Genomic DNA, 19,597 nt, shown 5'->3' on the forward strand with positions numbered 1-19,597 from the left:
GCGCCAGACATGTACAAGCTGATTCTGGCGGATGACGAACCGATCGTCCGCGAAGGGCTGATGAATACGATCGACTGGGCCAGCCATGGCTTCGAGCTCGCAGGCGATTACGCCAACGGCCGGGACGCGCTGGAGGCGGTCGAGCGCATCCGGCCCGATCTGGTGCTCACCGACATCAACATGCCGTTCATGGACGGCCTCGAGCTGAGCGCGCGCATCTCGGCCAGCCATCCGGCCGTCAAGATCATCATCCTGACGGGCTACGACCAGTTCGATTACGCCCAGCAGGCGCTCCGCATGAAGGTATACGACTTCATCCTCAAGCCGATCACCGCGAGCGAGACGCGGGAGCTGCTCGATCGGCTGCGCGCGGAGCTCGACGAGGAGAAGCGGCGCAAGGAAGATGTGGACAGGCTGCGCAGCCAGCTGATCCAAAGCCTGCCGCTGCTGCGGGAGCGGTATTTGGACCGGCTTGCCGCCACCGGTGCCGGCTCCCAGGACGCGGAGGAGCGGCTGGCTTATTTCGGCCTGCCGCCGCTGCAGCCGCCGCTGGTCGCGCTGCTGCTCGACTACGACGGCGGTCCGACCGGCGGCACGGAGCCGGATCGGGAGCTGCTGCGCTTCGCCGGCTACAACATCGCCGAGGAGATCGCCGCCCTTGAAGGAGCGATCTGCTTCCGCACCCGCGAAGAAAGGATCGCCGTGCTGCTGTCGGGCAAGCCGCCGGCAGAGCTGTACGAGCAGGCCTCGCGCATCGCCTGGTCGATCCGCAGGGAGGTCGAGCACTATCTCGGCTACGCGATGTCGGCCGCGTTCGGCCGGGCTGCGGACCGCCTCGCGGAGCTGCCGGAGGCGTACCGAAGCGCGCTTGCGGCGCTCGACTACCGCTTCCATTATGGCCGCGACCGGGTGCTCAGCATCGTCGAGCTCGAGGGCGCATCGGCTCCGCCGGCCGCCAGCGAGGACTGGTCCGGCAGTCTCGGAGCGGCGCTGCGGACCGGCTCGCCGGCCGAGCTGCGCCAGCTTTTCGGCGATTTTGCGGAGCGGCTCAAGCAGTCCCGGGCGCCGTTCGTCTCCTGCCAGCTGGAGATCCAGCGTGCGCTCGTCACGATGCTCAGCGTCCTGCAGGAGATGGGCGTCGACGAAAGCGGCCTGGGCGACAGTCCCGGCAGCCTGTTCGCCGAGGCGCATCGGCTCCCGACGCTGGATGAAGTCGGCGAATGGCTGACGGCGCTCGCGGTGCGGGGCGCCAAAGCCGCTGCGGACGGCCGCAGCCGGCTCGGGCGCAGCCAGATCGGGCAAGCGCTGCTGTACATCGAGCAGAATTTCGCCGACGAGCGGCTCAGCCTGTCGGATATTTCGCGGCAGGCGCTGATGAGCACGAGCTATTTCAGCCAGATGTTCAAGCAGGAGACCGGCGAGACGTTCGTGGAATATCTGACGCGAATCCGCATGGCCAAAGCCAAGGAGCTGCTGGAGAACACGCCGCTGAAGCTGTACGAGATCGCCGCGCGGGTCGGCTACTCCGATCCGAACTACTTCAGCCTCGCCTTCAAGAAGCATGCCGGCCTGTCGCCGCGCGAATACCGCGAGCAGGCGAGGGGGCAGGCATGACGAGGCTGCGGCCTCCCGACTGGCTGAAGCGCGGGCTGCGGCCGCTCCGCACGATCCACGGCACGATCTCGGCCGCATTCTCGATCCTGATCCTCGCGGCGATCGGCATCACGAGCCTCAACAGCTACAAGCTGTCGGAAGAGGCGGTGCTGAGCAATTCCCAGGCTTACCTGGGCGAGGTCATCCAGCAGGTCGGCCAGAACATCCAGTCGTATATCGACAACATGGAGAACATCTCGCTGCTTATCTTCACCAACAAGGACGTCAAGTATTATCTGTCGGACAATCCCTTCCTCAGCCGGGAGGAGATCCGCACCTACGAGAAAAGCATCTCCGACCTGTTCCAATCGCTGCTGTACACCCGCAAGGACATCGCCTCGATCATGGTGTTCGGCTATAACGGCCGCAACGTGTCCGACCGCAGGCTGACGACGCTCAATCCGTACGTGCAGCTGCGCGAGCAGGATTGGTATGTCAAAGCGGCGCGCGCCGGCGGACGCTCGGTCATCTCGGCGCCGCATGTGCAGAACGTCGTCTCCGGCGATTACGAATGGGTCGTCTCGCTCAGCCGCGAGCTGAAGAACAGCAACGGAATGACCGGCCAAGGCATCGCGCTCGTCGACCTCAAGCTCAACGTCATCAACGAAATCTGCCGAAGCGTCAAGCTCGGCTCGCGCGGCTACGTGTTCATCGTCGACAGCGCCGGCAACATCGTGTACCACCCCCAGCAGCAGCTGCTGTACAGCAAGCTGCGCGAGGAGCCGATCGAGCGCATCCTCTCCGCGGATCAAAGCAGCTTCCTCGTCGATGACGGCGCCGGCGAGAGGCTGTATTCCGTGCAGGACAGCAACTTCGGCTGGAAAATCGTCGGCGTCGCCTATCGCAGCGAGCTGATCGCCGAACCGGACGCGATGCGAAACTCCTTCCTCCTCTGGGCCGCGGCCGCGCTGGCGGGAACGCTGCTCATCAGCCTGCTGCTGAGCCATCGCATCACCCGCCCGATCCGCAGGCTGCAAGCGGCGATGCGCCAGGTCGAGCGAGGCAACTTCGAGGTGCGCGCCGAGGTGGAGCAGCAGAGCGAGATCGGACAGCTGGAGCGGACGTTCAACATGATGGTCGGCCAGACGCAGCGCCTCATGGACGAGCGCATCCAGACCGAGGAGACGAAGCGCCGGACGGAGCTTCGGCTGCTGCAATCGCAGATCAATCCGCATTTTCTTTACAACACGCTCGATTCGATCATCTGGATGGCGGAGCAGCGCAAGAACGAGGAGGTCGTGCGGATGACCTCGGCGCTGGCCAAGCTGTTCCGCGCCAGCATCGCCAAGGACGACGAGCTCGTGCCGATCCGCATCGAGCAGGAGCATATCGCCAGCTACCTGCAGATTCAAAAGATGCGCTATCGGGACATGCTGGACTACGAGATCGACATCCCGCGCGAGCTGCACCTGTACAAGTCGCCTCGTATCCTGCTTCAGCCGTTCGTAGAGAACGCGATCTATCACGGCATCAAGAACATGCCGGAAGGAGGAGTGGTCCAGATTGCCGCCGAGGTGGACGGAGACTCCATCCGATTCACGGTGAGAGACAACGGCAAGGGCATGGACGAGGAGACGGTGCAGGCGGTCCTGAACGCGAGCGCTCGCGACAACGACGGACGCGACCATATCGGAGTCAGCAACGTCAACGAACGGATCGTCCTCACGTTCGGAGCCGGCTATGGCGTGTCGATCGAGAGCGAGCCCGGCGAAGGAACCTGCGTCGCCATCACGATACCGAAGGTCCGTTGAAGGAGGTCATGCCGATGGGAAGCAAGAAGCTGTGGCTGCCGCTCCTGCTGCTGCTGTTCGCCGCGCTCGTCGTCTGGAACGGCTTGAAGCGCTCGGAGCCTGCCGATGCCGGAGGCGGCATCATCGTCATCCTGCAGACGAAGGACGTCAACAGCTCTTACTGGCAGACGGTGCGCTCGGGCGCGCTGGCGGCGGCCAAGGAGCTGGACGTGGCGCTCGAGCTGCTCGGTCCGACCGGAGCGGAGGCGGCGGAGGAGCAGAAGGAGCTGCTGCGGGGGGCGATCGCGGCCCGGCCGGAGGCCATCGTGCTCGCGCCGATAGCCGAGGAGCGGCTGTCGGAGGAGCTGGACGCCTGCCGCAAGGCCGGCATCAAGCTCATCGTCATCGATACGCCGCTGCTGAGCCATCCGTATGACAGCTACGTCTCCAGCGATCATGTCGAGGAAGGCCGCGTCGCGGCGGACATGCTCGCTCCCGACAAGCGCAAGAAGCCCGTTTACGCCTTCATCACGAGCGACGACGACTCCGTCGTGGCGAGCCAGCGCCGCCAGGGCGTGCTGGAGAAGCTCCCGCCGGGAGAGGCGTTCAGCCTCGGAACGATCGACGTCGGCAAGTCCGAGGAGCAGGCGTACCGGACGGTCAAGTCGCTTACGGTCGCCTATCCCGGCATGAACGGCATCGTCGCCTTGACCGATGTCGGGGTGAGCGGCGCGGCTCGCGCCCTGGAGGATCAGGGACTGTCTCATAGCGTCAAGCTGATCGGCTTCGACAGCTCGCTGCCGGAGATCCAGCTGCTCGAACGGGGGCGGATGCATGCGCTGATCGTTCAGAACCCGTTCAACATGGGGTATCTCGGCGTCGAGACGGCTAGCGCCGTCATGCAGGGCAGGAAGCGTCCGCAGTGGGTGGACATCCCGTCCGCGACGATCACGTCGGCCAACATGTACGAGCCCGAGAATCAGAAGCTGCTGTTTCCGTTCGTATCATGAATCCATCGTCCGTTGAAAAGGAGGCGCTATGCCATGACGAATGACGTCGCGGGCAAAGCATCGCCGCGGTCCGCGCGCCCGCAGCGTCCCGAACCTGCGCCGGAGCGGCAGGCTGGTGCTGCCGCTCCGCTGCGGACGGCGGCCCGGCGGCGGATCGAGCGGACCGCCTGGGCGCTCGCTCTGGCCGCGCTCTTGGCAGGCTGCTCCTCGTCCTCTCCCGCGCCCAAGGTGACCGAGCCGGAGCCGCAGCAAGCGCTCATCAAGTTCGTCGCTTCCGAATACAGCACGGAGACGAAGCCGCTGCTCGAGGATATCGTAAGCGGCTTCGAGTCGCTCCATCCCGACATCCGCGTCGAGCTCCAGGTCGTCAATTGGGACATTCTTGACGGCGTCTACACGAACATGCTCGCGCAGGGCGAGCCGCCCGATTTGCTGAATGCCAATTTCTACGCGCATTTCGCGGCGGACGGGCTGCTGAACGATCTGGGAGAAATCCTGCCGGACTCGTTCCTCGACAACCTGCAGCCTTCGCTGCTCGCCCGCGACACCTACAAAGGACAGCTTGCCGCGCTTCCGTACGTCGCCTCGGTCCGCAGCCTGTACTACAATCAGGAGCTGTTCGAGCAAGCCGGCATCGCGGGACCGCCTCGCACCTGGTCGGAGCTCGTCGAGGACGCGCGACTCGTGCGGGAGGGCGGGCACGGAGAGGGCTTCGGCATCGACATGACCGACAACGAGATCCACTCCTACCTGAGCTATTTCTTTTACGGAGCGGGCGGCGGCTGGATCAAGAACGGCCGGTGGGCGATCGACCAGCCGGCCAACGTGGAGGGGCTGGAGCTGCTCAAGTCGATGTACGACGCCGGCCTCACCGATGCCGAACCGTGGCTCAAGACGCGGGACGAGAAGCAGCGGATCCTTGGCGGCGGCGGGCTCGCGATGATGATCTCGGGCAATTATTTCAGCTCCGTCGTGCCCAAGGAATTCCCGGGACTGCGATGGGGCAGGGGACCGATTCCGGTCAAGGACGGCCAGCCGCCGATGACGTTCGGCGTGCAGGACGTGCTCGTCTCGTTCAAGACGGGCCATACCGACCCGGCCGCGCTGTCCGCCTTCATCCAGTATCTGTACGAGGACGAGCGTTATGCCGACATGGTGCGCCAGGAAGGGTTCCTGCCGGTGACGCTGTCGGCGGGAAGGCTGCTGTCCGAAGGCGATGCGGAGATGCGCGCCAACCTGGACGACCTAGGCGGCGCGCGCTTCGTGCCGATCGAGCAGCCGCGCTGGAGCAACGTGATGGACGCGGCCCGCAAGCTCGGCAGCGCCGTGCTCCAAGGGCGATACTCGCCGCAGTCGGCGCTGGAGGAGCTCCAAGCGATCGCGATGAAGCAGGACGTGGATTGAGCGAAGCCAGGAAAGAGCCGCTTCCGGCAACGGAAGCGGCTTTTTCTATGGCGTCGGGAAAGACGGCGGCTGCTTATGTGCATAAAATGACATTTCCTATCAAAACGATGAAACTAAAAATCATAAAATACTAAAGATTTTACGGAAGATATTCCATAGAGCGCGCAAGCGATCCCCTTTACGATACATATAGGCGGTGGCTCTACCGGCAAGCCGTCGGAAAAGCGAGCATCGGCCAAAACAGATCCAATCGGGAGGGTTATGCCAAGATGACGTTTACCGTAAAGAAAACAGCAGCGGGCGCCATGGCGATCGCGATGTCGCTGGCCGTGCTTGCAGGCTGCGGCGGCAACAACGGCAACAGCGGCAACAACGGGGGAGCGGCCAACGAGCCGGCAGCGAACTCGGCAACGAACGCAGCGGCGGAAAACACCGCGGGCACGGGCGGCGAGACGAAGCTGAGCGGAGACTTCACGGTCCAATACTTCGTCGGCGGCTACGGCGACAAGTGGTGGAAGCAAGTCATCGCCGACTTCAAGGCGGCCAATCCGGACCTGAACATCAAGGAAGAGGCTGGCCCTCAGATCAATACGCAGAACAAGCCGAAGTGGATCGCGGGCAACCCGCCTGACTTCGTGTACATCGACGGTCCGGAACTCAACGACCGCCAGATGGCCGAAGACGGCCAGCTGGAGGACCTGACCGACTGGCTGCAGACGGCGACCAACGTCGACGGCGTGAAGATTCTCGACCTGCTCGCGCAGCAGCCTCCGCAATACGGCGGCAAAATCTACAACGTGCCGCTCGTCCTGAACTCATGGGGCATTTTCTACAACAAGGCGCTGTTCGAGAAGAACGGCTGGACCGAGCCGAAGGATTGGGATACGTTCCTCAGCTCCTCCGAGGCGATCAAGGCGGCCGGCACTACGCCGTTCATCCACACCGGCAAATACCCGTACTACATCAACAGCTCCTTCCTGTTCCCGGCGATCGTCTCCGCCAACGGCAACGACTACAAGCTGCTGCAGGACATGGGCGACAGCAAGGTCGAGGCGTTCAAGTCGCCGCAGGTGCTCGAAGCGCTGGGCAAGATCGTCGAGCTGCGCGACAAGGGCTTCATCGACAAGGCCTCCGTCTCCATCAACCATACGGACTCGCAGATGCTGTTCCTGCAGAACAAGGACGCGTACATCCCGAACGGCCTGTGGCTGCCGAACGAGATGAGCAAGGACGTTCCGGCCGACTTCAAATTCGGCTTCATTCCTTCCGTCACGCAAAAAGCGGGAGACAAGGTCGTCGCCAACACGTCGACGTCCACGGTCGCCATCGCCAAGAACGCGAAAAACAAGGACGCCGCGAAAGCGTTCCTGCAGTTCATCTTCTCCGAGAGCCAGGCGTCCAAGTTCGCCGAGCTGAGCGGCGCTCCGTCCAACATCAAGGGCGACATCAGCAGCTCCGCCGCGCCGGACTTCGTCAAGCAGGCAGCGGCCTTCCTGACCGCCGATACGACGGTCGTCGTGCCTACGGTCACGTTCAACCAGGACGTGGACAAAGCGATGCAGGACGCGACGGTCGCGCTGACGATCGGCAAGATCGATGCTCAAGGCTGGGTCGACCGCGTCGTCAAGGTCGTCGAAAAAGTCGCGAAGTAACGATCGGCTGTCCAAGACCAAGATAGAACCAGCAAAGGCCATCCTCGGGAGCGGAAGCTCCCGGGGATGCTCTCTGATGGCAGAACGAACGGGGCGGTGAGCTTGAGATGAAACTGGGAGGAGCCAAACTGCAGCGCAAGCTGTTCATTGCGGCATTTATCATTCCGACATTCCTCTATTTTTGCTTGTTCACGATCTATCCGATCGTTCAAGCTTTATACAACTCCTTTTACGACTGGTCCGGCATGTCCCAGAACAAGGATTTCGTCGGGCTGCAGAACTTCAAGGACCTGCTGCAGGACCCGATCATGCTTACGGCCATCGGCAACGATTATTTCCTCGTCGCCGGCAAGATGATCGGCATCATGGTCATCGCGACCTTCTTCGCCGTGGCGCTGACGCGCCTGCGCATCAAGGGCGCCGGGTTTTTCCGCTCCATCTTCTTCATCCCCAACGTACTGTCCGTCGTCGTCGTCGGCATTCTGTGGGGCTTCATCTACAACCCGCAGATCGGCTTCCTGAACGGCTTCCTGTCGCTGTTCACCAAGGAGCCCGTCACGATCAACTGGCTCGGCTTCGAAAGCCATTCGATCTGGATGCTGCTGCCTCCCACCATCTGGGCAGGCATCGGATTCTACATGATCCTGCTGATCGCCGCAATCACGAATATTCCGGAGTCGCTTTACGAAGCCGCCGACATAGAAGGTGCCGGACAGTGGCATCAATTCCGGCACATCACGCTGCCCCTCGTCTGGGAGCAGATGAAGATTTCCGTCATCAACATCATGATGACGACGCTGAACGGCTCGTTCGTCATCGTGACGATCATGACGGCAGGCGGACCGGACAACTCGACGCAGGTCATGGGCTCGTACCTGTATCAGCAGGCGTTCAAGCAGGCTCACTTCGGGTACGGAGCCGCCATCGGCATCGCGATTCTGACCACCTCGCTCATCACCACGCTCTTCCTGCAGTGGCTTCTGCGCAAGGATCAGGTGGAAGTCAGCTGAAGCAAGACAGATAAGGAAGGAGAGAAGCGAGTATGGTTCAACGCACCGTTCATCCTGTCGTCAAAGGATTTTTCATGCTGCTGCTCATCCTTTGGGGCATCTCGGTCCTGTATCCGCTCCTGTGGACCTTCTTGGATTCCCTCAAAGACAACCAGCAGTTCTATTTCAACATGCCGTGGGCGCTGCCGGAGCTGCCGCTGCAATGGTCGAACTTCAGCTACGTCTGGAACAACTACAATTTCGGCAGCTACTTCTTCAACTCGATTCTCGTTACGACGGGCGGCACGCTGCTCGGCCTCGTGCTCGCGTCGATGACGGCCTATACGATCGGTCGCTACACCTTTTTCGGCAGCAAGGCGCTGTTCCTGATCTACATCTCGTCGATGATGGTTCCGTTCAGCCTCGCGCTCATCCCGCTGTTCTTCCTCATGAACGATCTCGGGCTGACCAACAAGCCGCTGGGCCTCATCATCGTCTACGCCTCCAATACGCTCGCTTTCGGCATCTTCGTGCTCATCGGCTTCTTCAAGACGCTGCCCAAGGAGCTGGAGGAGGCGGCCGCGATCGACGGCGCCGGCTACTTCGGCACGTTCTTCCGCGTCATGCTGCCGCTGTCGCGCTCCGGCCTCATCAGCGTCGGCATCATCAACGTGCTGGACATCTGGAACGAGTTCATCGTCGGCACGATCCTCGTCAACGATCCGTCCAAGTACACGCTGCCGATCGGCCTCGCCGCGATGCAGGTCGAGATGCAGTACAAGACCGAGTGGGGGCCGCTGTTCGCCGGCCTGCTGTTCACGATTGTCCCGGTGCTGATCGTCTACATGTTCGCGCAGCGCCACATCGTGTCCGGCCTCGTCGCCGGCGCGGTGAAGTGACGTTTCGACCGGCGCCGGCCGGGGGCGCAATGAGATCAAGCGCCAAATGACAGACAGTTAACGAAGCCCTAGGAAGCAAGCTGAGGTCGGTATTTTTCCGGCGTCAGCTTGTTTATTTTTCGTTGTGCTCTCTTTCGTTATAAAACGTGATGTACGCTTCAATTCGTCTGTCCTACTCTCGCAATAAAAAGTACCCCCTTGAGATAGTCATTAGTTAACCCCAGTGTGTGTGGCGAGAATGTCCATTCTAAAGGGTACACTTCAAATCTAGTGTTATTCGTTATGACTAAGAAAGCGCAAAAATTCGTTACATACAGCTTCAGCCCTAACGAACAAGCCACTGACGGTGTTTAACCGGTGACAGTTTGTTAATTTTATAGAAATGTCGGGGGCTTGTTCAGACCTGGTGATGGTTAGTGGGCTTGGATTGAGCTTTAGCACCATTTCGATCAGTTGTTCTCTATCTACAATCCTGACGCCGTTTGAGCAAGCTTGCGTCCGCGCCTTCTCTGTGTAACCACGGTTGCTGACGCCCCAAGCTTATGAGCACTATAGTAATCAACCGCCGTAAAGGCCTCCGGCACGGCTCTGAGCCAGACGGCCTTGCTGAATTGCTTGGCTTGGACGATGATCTTCTTGCTATCCTTCTTGACGACTAGTCGGCACCGTAGTCGCCAGCAGCTTGTGTTAACTCATTCGTACAGCTGTGCGATTTGAACAGGTAATCCAGGTGGAGCTCGTACTGGCAGCCTTCCTCATTTAAATGTCCTCAATTTCGGAGCGCTTGAGGTGCTCTTACGCTTCTGCTTGATTGTTTGAGCGATTACCACGATGACGGCCAAAACCAATCCGAGCTGATTGCGTCTCTTATCGTTGTACCCGTCCCAATATTGCCAAGCACAAAGAAATTCATCACTGCTGCAGATTCAAGCTCGGATTGTCTCTATATTCCTTTTCCTTCTTCGCTTTAACAAATTATTTCATTTTATTAAGTGGAGAGCGAACAGAAAAGTTGAGTTTGTTGTATACAAAAATGCAAACTATTGATATTATGTAAGCATAAATACCTAGGAGGAATTACCCAGATGTGGATTTCGTTAGTCGTAGGTTTAGGTTTTTTTGCATGTTTATCTTTGCTGGCTCTTAGCATTCTATTCTTTGTTCTAAAGAAAAGAAGTAAAGCCAAAAAGTCAATTGCTTCATCCATAGTCTTGTTCGCCTTGTTGTTTATAACGGCTCAAATCTTTGGTGAAGAGAAACAGGCAGAAGCAGAAAAAATGGTTGCCTCAACAACTCATTCCTCGCCAAGTTCCACGTTATCTCCATCACCGTCTTTAAGTCCTGCTCCAACACAAACACCTTCACCTACGCCATTAGCCACGGCAAGTGCATCACCAAAACCAACATCAGCTCAAAATGCAACAACTGTAAACACGCAAATGTTTGACTTCGCAAAGTCTGTTGAAGTTGTGGACAATCTAGCAGAAAAAAAACATCTGGACCTTACAGTTAATATGGTTGGCGAGCCTGATGGGCCTAATCCAGGATTAGCAACTGAACATGTTTTAGTTCAAACATATGAATTCTTGCAACAAGATGAATTGAGTGGAGCAAAAACAATCACAATAAAAGTTGCACAGGATAATGAAATAGTAACTCAAATTACCGTCAATAAAGAAAAATTTGTAGCAGGAGAGTACCTTATTGACTCGATATTAGATGCTTCGAAAATCGATTTAATGAATGAAGATGTAATAGAATATGGGAAGATATTGGAAAGATGGTAAATAAAATTATTAAAATAAAAGAATTTTTATGCACCCCTTCTTTACGTATTCCATTATCATCCTCATGGATAGCCGCCGAGCTGCAGGCACGCCCGCTTAGCTAATGAAACTGGTGTTCTTGAGTCCGTTTTCACTGAGCAGGCTGAGGTGTTCAAGCTGCAGCGGGCGCTTCTCTGCTGGCTCGATCTGTCCCGCTTAACGGCGCAGCCCCACTATGTGGTTTTGTATCTTTCATGCTTTCCTTCCTTTCTCATTTCTTGGTATGAAAAAAGGCCGCTCTATTTGAGTGGCCTCGCTGTGATTGTTCAGTAATTCATGTGAACCTTTCGACCAGATTGCCACGACCTTTTATACTGATCAAGTCGGTGAAGTGTATAGACAATCTCGGAAAGCATCTCGCGACGATGCCCATTCTTCTCCTCTTGCATGAGCACCAACACATCCAGATCGGACCATTTTATGGTCCCCCCTTGCCTTGGAACCGAAGATAATGAATTCACTTCGTTGAAAAATAGAAGCAAGTCGGAGTTTCAATTGAATCAAAGCTTGTTTTTCTTGAAGAGTGAGCGAGCTTAACTCCGATGGAGCATTCGTACGCATAGGCTTGTTCCACCTTCGCAAGGTCTTTGCCCTAAATGTACCATATTCGTGACTACCCCTGCACGACCTCCCGGAAGAGCGCTGCCCGATGAAGCATCTCAAGGCACATCCCGAATCATGAGCTGTTGTCGAGGGAGCTTGCGGCAGCTTAAAAAGCCTTCCCCCCGCATTCGCCAATAGCGGATGCGGAGCGGGAAGGCTTATCAAGAGCGCCGACCAGGCGGATCAGATCGTCAGTTCTCCAAGCTTAATCAGTTCGACGACAGCCTGCGAGCGGCCTTTCACGTTCAACTTCTGCATCACGTTGGAGATATGGTTGCGGACAGTCTTTTCGCTGATGAACAGCTGTCCGGCGATATCCCTCGTCGTCTTGTCTTGCACGAGCAGCTCGAAGACTTCACGTTCCCGGTGAGTCAGCAGAAACTTGTTCTTGTGGTCAGAGCCCTTCAATTTCGTCACCCCTCCTTGCACGGGTTTTTGTGGAATACAACAAGGTTAAAGGGATACAGTCAACGTATCTTATGAATCCGCCTCGGCATGGGTGCGGTCATTTCTCCATTTGGGCGCAAGTCAAGTGGAATAATGCGCGCCATTGGCGGACATGCCTTCCAGAAGCCCCCTTGATTTCCGTTTTCACCCTCGTCTGCGTGTGATAGAATAGGGGCGTCCATTTCACGAAAGATTGGAGCCGCCATCATGAAAATCGCGCTTTTGTTCGGCCTGTTCTGGATGCTGCTCGGCAACCCGCTGGTCGCCTTGCTCGTCCTGCTGGCCGTCCTTTATTTCCTCGACCGCCGCTTCGTCGGCCTGACGCCGAGCTTCACCAAGCCGCTGCGACGACGCAGCCGCATCGCGGCGCTCCGCCGGGAGCTGGAGGCGAACCCGAGCAACAGCGGCTCCCGCCTCGAGCTGGCGCGGCTGCTGCTGGAGCGCAAGTCCTACGCGGAAGCGAGGAGCACGCTGGAGCCGCTGCGCGAATCGCTGCTCATGGAGGATTCGGCCGAGTTCTGGGACGACTACGGCACGAGCCTGCTCCATACCGGCCGCGTGGAGGAAGGAGAGGCGGCGATCCGCAAGGCGCTGGACCTCAATCCGCGCGTCAAATACGGCGCGCCGCATCTGCGGCTCGCCGCGCTCAAGGCCAAAAGCGACAAGGCGCAGGCGCTGGCCCAGCTGGAGGCGTTCTCGCGCATCCAATCCTCATCCTGCGAAGGCTATTACCGGATGGGCAAGCTTCTGCAGGGGCTCGACCGCCGGGCGGAGGCGAAGGCCGCCTTCGAGGAAGGGCTGCGGCTGTACCGCCAGCTGCCCAAGTACAAGCGCCGTCAGGAGCGGCGCTGGGCGCTGCTGTGCTCGCTCGGCAAGAACGCTTCCTGACATGCCCGCCTGCGCGAGAGCGGCTTCCGTTTCGCCAGCAGGCGGGTTCATTCGCCTTCCATGCAGCGGGGCTGTCCCGGCCGATGACTTCGGCGGGGGCGGCCCTGTTTGCCGTTTTCGGAGCAAGCTGCTGCATTTTTATGAAGCGGGACAGGACGGTTTCCGCTTTTATTTGGTATAATGATAAGAATGCCGAAACAGAAAAGCGGGGGACAGCCATGCGAGCGGACGGGATCTCGGAAACGTTGCTGAGCGATATCGAGCGGAAGATCTCCGACTACACGCGAAAGGAAATCATCACGCGCGGCTGGGATTACTACGCAAAAGGACAGGTGAAGTCGGTGCAGGCGGCCGGCTCGCGGCTGCTCGCTGCCGTCGAGGGCTCGGAGCGCTACCATGTCGGACTGGGCGCGCGGTTCGACGACAACGCATGCGACTGCCCGTACTCGGGCTGGTGCAAGCATATGGCGGCCGTCTACTTCGCCGCGCTGGAGCAGCAGGGCGGCGAGCCGAAGCGGGCGCTCGAGCGGATGACGGGAGCCGGTCCGGTGACGGTGAGCCGTCTCGAGAAGCAGCCGGCGGCCGACCTGGGCGAGCCGCCCGCGCAAGCGGGAACGGGAAGCCTCGGCGAGCAGTCGAGTCCTCGGGAATGGATGGAATGGATGGAGCATCGGTTCGGCCGGACGTGGCAAGGCTGCCGGCATACGCTGCATCCGCTGCAGCCGGTGCTGTCGGCGCTCAAGGGTTCGGCGCGCGACTGGCCCAAGCCGCTGCAGGCGATGCACTGGATGTACAGCATCCTGTTCATCCTGGAGCAGGCGGAGCGGGCGATCAAGCTGTCGGATCCGTTCAGCCGCTATTATCAGGAGATGAGCTTCACCCGCATGGCGGAGCCGTGGATCGAGCACTACTACTCGCTCGCCGAGCGCCAGGCCGCGGAGTCTGCGGGCGAGGAGGGCCGGGCGTGGCAAAAAGAGCTGGCGGCTTACTTGCGGGGCCAGGCTGCCTCGCCCGAGGCGAAGCTGTTCCGCTGGGATCAGCTTTACCTCGGCTTCATCTCCCCGCTGCTGTCCGATCCGGACTGGCCGATCGGCGAGCGCGCGGAGCTGGAGCGGCTGCTTGAGCATGCCCGCGCCGCGCGCCGGGCTGCGGCGCAGGCGGCGCCTGCCGGCGAAGCGGCCGCGGAGGAGGAGCGAGGCTTGGCCTTCGCCCATGCGGCGCTTGCCTATCTCGACGCCGCCCAAGGCGAGGACGCCAAAGCGGTGGAGCGTCTGGGACAGACGCCGCCGGATGCGGCCGCCGGGCTTGCGCTCGACTACGCCCGCACCCGGCTGGAACAGCGCGGCTGGGAGGCCTTCTCGATCTGGATGGACTTCCTTGACCCGATCGCCGGCGCCAAGCGCGGCAACCTGCTGACTTCCTACCTGCAGCTCTGCCGCGAGGCCGATCTGGCTTCGCCGTCGGACCCGTCCTGGCAGCGCCGGATGTCCGACAAGCTGCCTTACTCGTACATGTCGCTGGCGGACCTGCTGCTCGAAAAAGGCTGCTTCGAGGAATGGGCGGACCTGCAGCTGGCCATGGGACTGCGGCCCGACGAGCTCGATCCGGCGGACCTGCGTCTGATCTCGAAGCGCGCTCCTTCCGTCATGATTCCGCTGTATCATCAGGCGGTGGAGGGCTGGATCTCGATGCGCAACCGCCAGAGCTACCGGATGGCCGTCAAGCAGCTCAAGAAGCTGGAGAAGCTCTATGCCGCCGAGAAGCGGACGGAGGCTTGGACGGCGTATCTCGACCGGACCGTCTCCAAGTACCAGCGGATGCGGGCGTTCCAGGAAGAACTGCGGAAAGGAACCATGCTGAAATGATGAAGGGATTCTCTGCCGCGCGACCGATCGTCGTGGACGGCTATTGGAACGGAAGCGGCATCGTGCTTCAAGCGGAAGACGCGGGCGAGCTCGAAGCCCGGCTGAAGGATCTGCTGTTCGCCTGGCATGAGCCCTCCTGGTACGGAGCCGACATCGATTACGTCGAGTCCGATTCGACGCGCAAGGCCAAGCCGATGCTGCTGCGTCCGCTGACCGCGCTGGACTACTTGCTGTCTCCGCAGCCGGTGCGCATGCTCGCGATCGCCTGGTCGAGCCAGGGCGAGCAGCTGCGGGCAGGAGCCCTTCGCATCCGGGAGGCGCTGGAGAGCGGCGGCTTCGAGCCGGATTGGAGCCGCTGGGCGGACGGGGAGCGCGGCTGGCGCTTCCGCGACAGCCAAGGCCAGATCGAGGAAGCTTCGGCGTGGCTCGCCGGCTGGCTCGGCGCGTGCGTCGAGCAGCTGCTGCAGGAGGATGCCGGCGCGCAAGCGGCCTGGAGCGGCCTCGCGCGGGCGCTCGGACCTGCGCTGGAGCGCCGTTCTCCGGATGAGGAGGACTGGTATATCGGCCTCGGTCTCAAGCAGGACCGGTTCCCGTTCCGCATCGCGCTGCAGCTCGCGGAGCCGGGCGACGACGGCGTCTGGCGGCTGCGCGCGGCGCTGCGCGGACGCGCGCCGGACTCCGCCTGGATCCCGCTCGAGCGCGGCGCCAAGCCCGGCAGCTGGCGCCCGGCGGCGGGCTCGGAGCTGAGCCTGCCGGAGGAATGGCTGCCGCTGCTGGAAGAGCGGCTCGCCAAGGAAGAGGGCAAGTGGCGGACGGCGCTGCCGGATTGGAGCGGCGAGGAGGACATGGTCAAGCGCGAGCTCGCGGACGAGGAGGCTTGGCGGTTCCTGGAGCAGGCGAGCCTCCAGCTGCTCGACGCCGGCTCGGCGGTGCTGCTGCCCGGCTGGTGGGATGCGGTGCGCAAGCGCCGCGTGCGGCTCAAGGCCAAGCTGCGCTCGGCGACCGGCTCGGCGGAGCAGCCGATGTTCGGCCTGTCGCAGATCGTGCAGTTCGACTGGAAGCTGGCGCTCGGCGGCGCCGACCTGTCGGAGGAAGAGTTCATGCAGCTCGCGGCGCAGAACAAGCGGCTCATGAAGATCGACGGCGAGTGGGTCCATCTGCATCCGGAGGACATCACCCGCATCCGCAGCTGGATCAAGAAGAACGGCGGCAAGAAAGGACTCAGCTTCCGCGAGATCATGCAGATGCATCTGCAGGGCGGGGTCGTCCTGGACGACGAAGCGGAGGAGGGCGAGGAGCTGCTGAAGGCGGAGGTCGAGCTGAACGCGCATCTGCAGCAGCTCATGACCCGGCTGCAGGACACGTCCGAGCTGCCGCTGGTCGACGTGCCGGGCTCCTTCCGCGGCCAGCTGCGGCCCTATCAGCATCAAGGCGTGTCGTGGCTCGCCTTCCTGCGGCGGTTCGGACTCGGAGCGACGCTGGCGGACGACATGGGCCTCGGCAAGACGATCCAGTTCACCGCCTATCTGCTCCATGTGCGGGAGACGGGAGCCGCGGCCGGCGAGCCGGTCCGGCCCTCGCTGCTCATCTGCCCGACGTCGGTCATCGGCAACTGGGAAAAGGAGCTGCAGCGCTTCGCTCCGGGGCTGGAGGTGCGGCTGCATTACGGGCCGCGCCGCGCGCGCGGCAAGGAAGCGTTCCAGGCGTTCGCGGACGGCGCCGATCTCGTCATCACCTCCTACGCGCTCGCCTCGCTCGACGAGGAGGAGCTGGGCGGCTTGGAGTGGGAGAGCCTCTGCCTCGACGAGGCCCAGAACATCAAGAACGTCTACACCAAGCAGTCCTCGGCCATCCGCAGCCTGCCGAGCCGCCATCGCATCGCGCTGACGGGCACGCCGATGGAGAATCGGCTGAGCGAGCTGTGGTCGATCTACGACTTCACCAATCCGGGCTATCTCGGCACGTTGCCGGAATTCAGGCGTGCGGTCATCCTGCCCATCGAGAAGGACCGCGACGCAGAGCGGATCGCCTCGCTGCAGCGGCGGATCAAGCCGTTCATGCTGCGCCGGCTCAAAAAGGACCCGGCCATCCAGCTGTCGCTGCCGGAGAAGAACGAAGGCCAGGTGTACGTGACGCTGACGGCCGAGCAGGGGGCGCTCTACGAGACGATCGTCTCCGAGCTGCTCGAGAAGCTCGATACGCTGGCGCCGATGCAGCGCCGCGGCCTCATCCTCGCCTCGATCACGAGGCTCAAGCAGGTATGCGACCATCCGGCGCTGCTGCTCGGAGAGGATGCGTCCGGAGACTGGTCGCCGGAGCGCTCCGCCAAGCTGATGCGGCTGGTCGAGATGTGCGAGGAGATCGCCGCCGAAGGCGAGCGCGCGCTTATCTTCACGCAGTTCGTCGACATGGGGGCGGCGCTGCAGCGGCTGCTGCAGGAGCGGCTCGCCCTGCCGGTGCCGTACTTGCATGGCGGCGTGCCCAAAGCGCGCCGCGACGAGATGATCGAAGCGTTCCAGGACCCGGAGCGGCCCCACGGGGCGTTCGTCCTCTCGCTCAAGGCCGGGGGCACCGGCCTGAACCTGACCGAGGCGAACCATGTGTTCCATTTCGACCGCTGGTGGAACCCCGCCGTCGAGAACCAGGCGACGGACCGCGCGTTCCGGATCGGCCAGCGGCGGCAGGTGCAGGTGCACAAGTTCGTCGCGCTGGGCACGCTCGAGGAGCGCATCCACGAGATGATCGAGCGCAAGCAGTCGCTGAGCGAGCAGGTCGTCAGCCAGTCCGAGCAGTGGATCACCGAGCTGTCGAACGAGGAGCTGAAGGAGATTTTCACGCTCCGCAAAGAGTGGCTCGAGAGCTGAGCCGGGGGTACAGGAGGGGGGCGGCAGGATGAACGAAGAACTCGAACCGCGTCCGGAACGGCCTGCTTCGATGGACGAAGGCGCCGAGCCGGCCGCCGGCGCGCAGCCGGCTGCGGCCGGCTCGCTCTCTCCGGAGTGGGAGGCGTTCTACGAAGCGGTGCGCCAGGCGGCGCGCCGCTTCGGACAGCGCTAGCCGGCTGGCGAATGCCGGTCCCGCCGGATTCGATGCCTGGATAGGCCAAGACCCGCAGAAGCGATTCGCTTCTGCGGGTCTTGGTCTTTTTCGGCATGAAACTTGTCGTAAAAATCTATCCCTTGACAGTCTATTTTTCATCCTGCAAGCCCGGGGCCATTGGCCTATAATGAAAGCAGGACATAGACTGTCATGCGGTCAGACAAGGGGAGGTCTGTCTATGGGCAAGAAAGGGCTGCGCGCGCTGCTGGCGCTCGGTCTGCTGCTCGGTCCAGCCGGCTGCTTCGGCGGCGGAGCGGGCGAGAACGGCAATCAGCCTGAGCAGGGAGACGAACCGGCAATCGGCGGAACGACGCATGTCAATCTCACGATTCGCCATACGCAGATCAAGCAGTCGGTCAAGGCCCGGCTGAAGATCCTGCAGGACGTGCTCGACGAGACGGAGCGGACCAATCCGGGCCTCAAGTTCCAGCTCGAGGGCATCGACGAGATCATCAATCGCGACCAGAAGCTCAAGGCGGAGATGGCGACGGGCTCGACGCCGGACATCTTCGAGGTGTTCGGCGGCTCGGACCTGCGGCTGTACGTCAAGGCGCAGCGGCTGCTCGACCTGACGCCGATCATCGAGGAGCTCGGCATCGGGCAGCAGTTCCAGAGCCTCGAGGAGTTCACCGTCGACGGCCGCGTCTACGGCTTGCCTTTCGGCGGCTACAGCGAGGCCGTCTATTACAACAAGCGGATTTTCCGCGAGCTCGGGCTCGCCGTGCCGGCGACCTGGGAGCAGCTGATGGAGGCGTGCGAGCGCATCCGCCAGGCGGGCTACAGTCCGTTCGCCTTGTCCGCCAAGGATCCTTGGCTGGCCGGGATGATGTGGAACACGATCATGGACCGCCATGCGGGGACGGACAAGCTGCGGGCGATCGCCTCCGGCACGGCCAAGTGGACCGATCCGGACGTGCTGGCCGGCTTCAAGGCCTACGCCGAGATCGTGGACAAGGGCTATTTTCCCGCCGACGCGCTGAGCCAGGAAGAGAAGCAGCAGGCCAAGGACCTGCTCACCGGCAAGGCGGCGATGCTGTTCACGGGCACCTGGGACTTGGCCGGCCTGACCGACGACAATGCCGGACCGTTCAAAAACGACATCGGCTACTTCAGCTTTCCGTCGGTGACGGGAGGCAAAGGCGATCCCGGCGCGCTCAACGCCGGCTATTCCAACGGGTTCGGCTTCTCGTCGAGCCTGAGCGAGGACCAGCGGCAGATGGTCAAGAGCTTCATCCGCAATTATTTCAACGAGCAGGTGCAGAAGCGGATCCTGCTGGAGGACAAGACGCTGCCGTCGATGAAGCTGAGCGATTATGCGGGCATCGATCCGCTTATTTCGGAGGTGCTGCAGGTCGTCGGCAACGCAAGCCGGTCGTTCCCGGCCTTCGACTCCATCTTCTCCCCCCGCATGAACGCGGAGATCGGCATCGGCCTGCAGGAGCTGATCGGCCAGGTCAAGACGCCGGAACAGGTCACGAAGAGCCTTCAGCAGCAGCAGGAGAGCGACATCTCGCCCGCCGGAGGAAGCTGAC

The 19,597-nt window shown here is 61.3% G+C and carries 14 protein-coding genes; 13 read left to right on the forward strand and 1 reads right to left on the reverse strand.

Annotated features, from left to right (window positions below):
• The first annotated feature begins 9 nt into the window (after nt 1-9).
• From HGI30_RS07640 to HGI30_RS07675, 8 genes are all read left to right on the forward strand, one after another.
• Nucleotides 10-1,614 (forward strand): response regulator transcription factor, encoded by a 1,605-nt coding sequence (locus HGI30_RS07640; protein ID WP_168907082.1) that lies wholly within the window; start codon nt 10-12, stop codon nt 1,612-1,614.
• Entirely contained in the window at nt 1,611-3,404 is a 1,794-nt protein-coding gene (locus tag HGI30_RS07645; protein WP_168907083.1) for a cache domain-containing sensor histidine kinase, read from the forward strand. Before HGI30_RS07640 ends, HGI30_RS07645 begins: the two co-directional genes overlap by 4 nt.
• 14 nt (nt 3,405-3,418) lie before the next feature.
• Nucleotides 3,419-4,393, forward strand: coding sequence for a substrate-binding domain-containing protein (locus HGI30_RS07650; protein ID WP_168907084.1), 975 nt, complete (start codon nt 3,419-3,421; stop codon nt 4,391-4,393).
• A gap of 33 nt (nt 4,394-4,426) precedes the next feature.
• The gene (locus HGI30_RS07655) at nt 4,427-5,797 is read left to right on the forward strand and encodes an extracellular solute-binding protein (RefSeq protein ID WP_168907085.1); all 1,371 of its coding nucleotides are present in this window, start codon (nt 4,427-4,429) and stop codon (nt 5,795-5,797) included.
• A gap of 269 nt (nt 5,798-6,066) precedes the next feature.
• Nucleotides 6,067-7,449 (forward strand): ABC transporter substrate-binding protein, encoded by a 1,383-nt coding sequence (locus HGI30_RS07660; RefSeq protein WP_028597774.1) that lies wholly within the window; start codon nt 6,067-6,069, stop codon nt 7,447-7,449.
• A gap of 107 nt (nt 7,450-7,556) precedes the next feature.
• The gene (locus tag HGI30_RS07665) at nt 7,557-8,459 is read left to right on the forward strand and encodes a carbohydrate ABC transporter permease (protein ID WP_028597775.1); all 903 of its coding nucleotides are present in this window, start codon (nt 7,557-7,559) and stop codon (nt 8,457-8,459) included.
• 32 nt (nt 8,460-8,491) lie between these two features.
• Nucleotides 8,492-9,337, forward strand: coding sequence for a carbohydrate ABC transporter permease (locus HGI30_RS07670; RefSeq protein ID WP_028597776.1), 846 nt, complete (start codon nt 8,492-8,494; stop codon nt 9,335-9,337).
• 1,085 nt (nt 9,338-10,422) lie between these two features.
• The gene (locus HGI30_RS07675; protein WP_168907086.1) at nt 10,423-11,124 is read left to right on the forward strand and encodes a hypothetical protein; all 702 of its coding nucleotides are present in this window, start codon (nt 10,423-10,425) and stop codon (nt 11,122-11,124) included.
• A gap of 825 nt (nt 11,125-11,949) precedes the next feature.
• On the opposite strand, the gene HGI30_RS07680 is transcribed toward HGI30_RS07675, so the two are convergent.
• Entirely contained in the window at nt 11,950-12,174 is a 225-nt protein-coding gene (locus HGI30_RS07680) for a helix-turn-helix domain-containing protein (RefSeq protein ID WP_028597779.1), read from the reverse strand.
• A 246-nt stretch (nt 12,175-12,420) separates the two neighbouring features.
• Between HGI30_RS07680 and HGI30_RS07685 the strand changes: the two genes are divergently transcribed.
• The 5 genes from HGI30_RS07685 to HGI30_RS07705 all read left to right on the forward strand — a co-directional run bounded on the left by HGI30_RS07685 (nt 12,421) and on the right by HGI30_RS07705 (nt 19,596).
• A complete protein-coding gene (locus HGI30_RS07685; protein ID WP_168907087.1) occupies nt 12,421-13,101 on the forward strand; it encodes a tetratricopeptide repeat protein in 681 nt (226 codons plus the stop codon).
• A 245-nt stretch (nt 13,102-13,346) separates the two neighbouring features.
• Nucleotides 13,347-14,966 carry an SWIM zinc finger family protein gene (locus HGI30_RS07690; RefSeq protein WP_168907088.1) on the forward strand — a complete coding sequence of 540 codons (1,620 nt, stop codon included), beginning with the start codon at nt 13,347-13,349 and terminating at the stop codon, nt 14,964-14,966.
• Nucleotides 14,966-17,830, forward strand: coding sequence for a DEAD/DEAH box helicase (locus tag HGI30_RS07695; protein WP_168909786.1), 2,865 nt, complete (start codon nt 14,966-14,968; stop codon nt 17,828-17,830). Before HGI30_RS07690 ends, HGI30_RS07695 begins: the two co-directional genes overlap by 1 nt.
• Nucleotides 17,831-17,858: 28 nt before the next feature.
• On the forward strand, nt 17,859-18,023 hold the full coding sequence (locus HGI30_RS07700; RefSeq protein ID WP_168907089.1) for a hypothetical protein: 165 nt from the start codon (nt 17,859-17,861) through the stop codon (nt 18,021-18,023).
• A gap of 220 nt (nt 18,024-18,243) precedes the next feature.
• Nucleotides 18,244-19,596 (forward strand): ABC transporter substrate-binding protein, encoded by a 1,353-nt coding sequence (locus tag HGI30_RS07705; RefSeq protein WP_168907090.1) that lies wholly within the window; start codon nt 18,244-18,246, stop codon nt 19,594-19,596.
• The last annotated feature ends 1 nt before the right edge of the window (nt 19,597 follow it).

Source organism: Paenibacillus albicereus (assembly GCF_012676905.1).
In the GTDB taxonomy this organism is placed as follows: domain Bacteria; phylum Bacillota; class Bacilli; order Paenibacillales; family Paenibacillaceae; genus Paenibacillus_O; species Paenibacillus_O albicereus.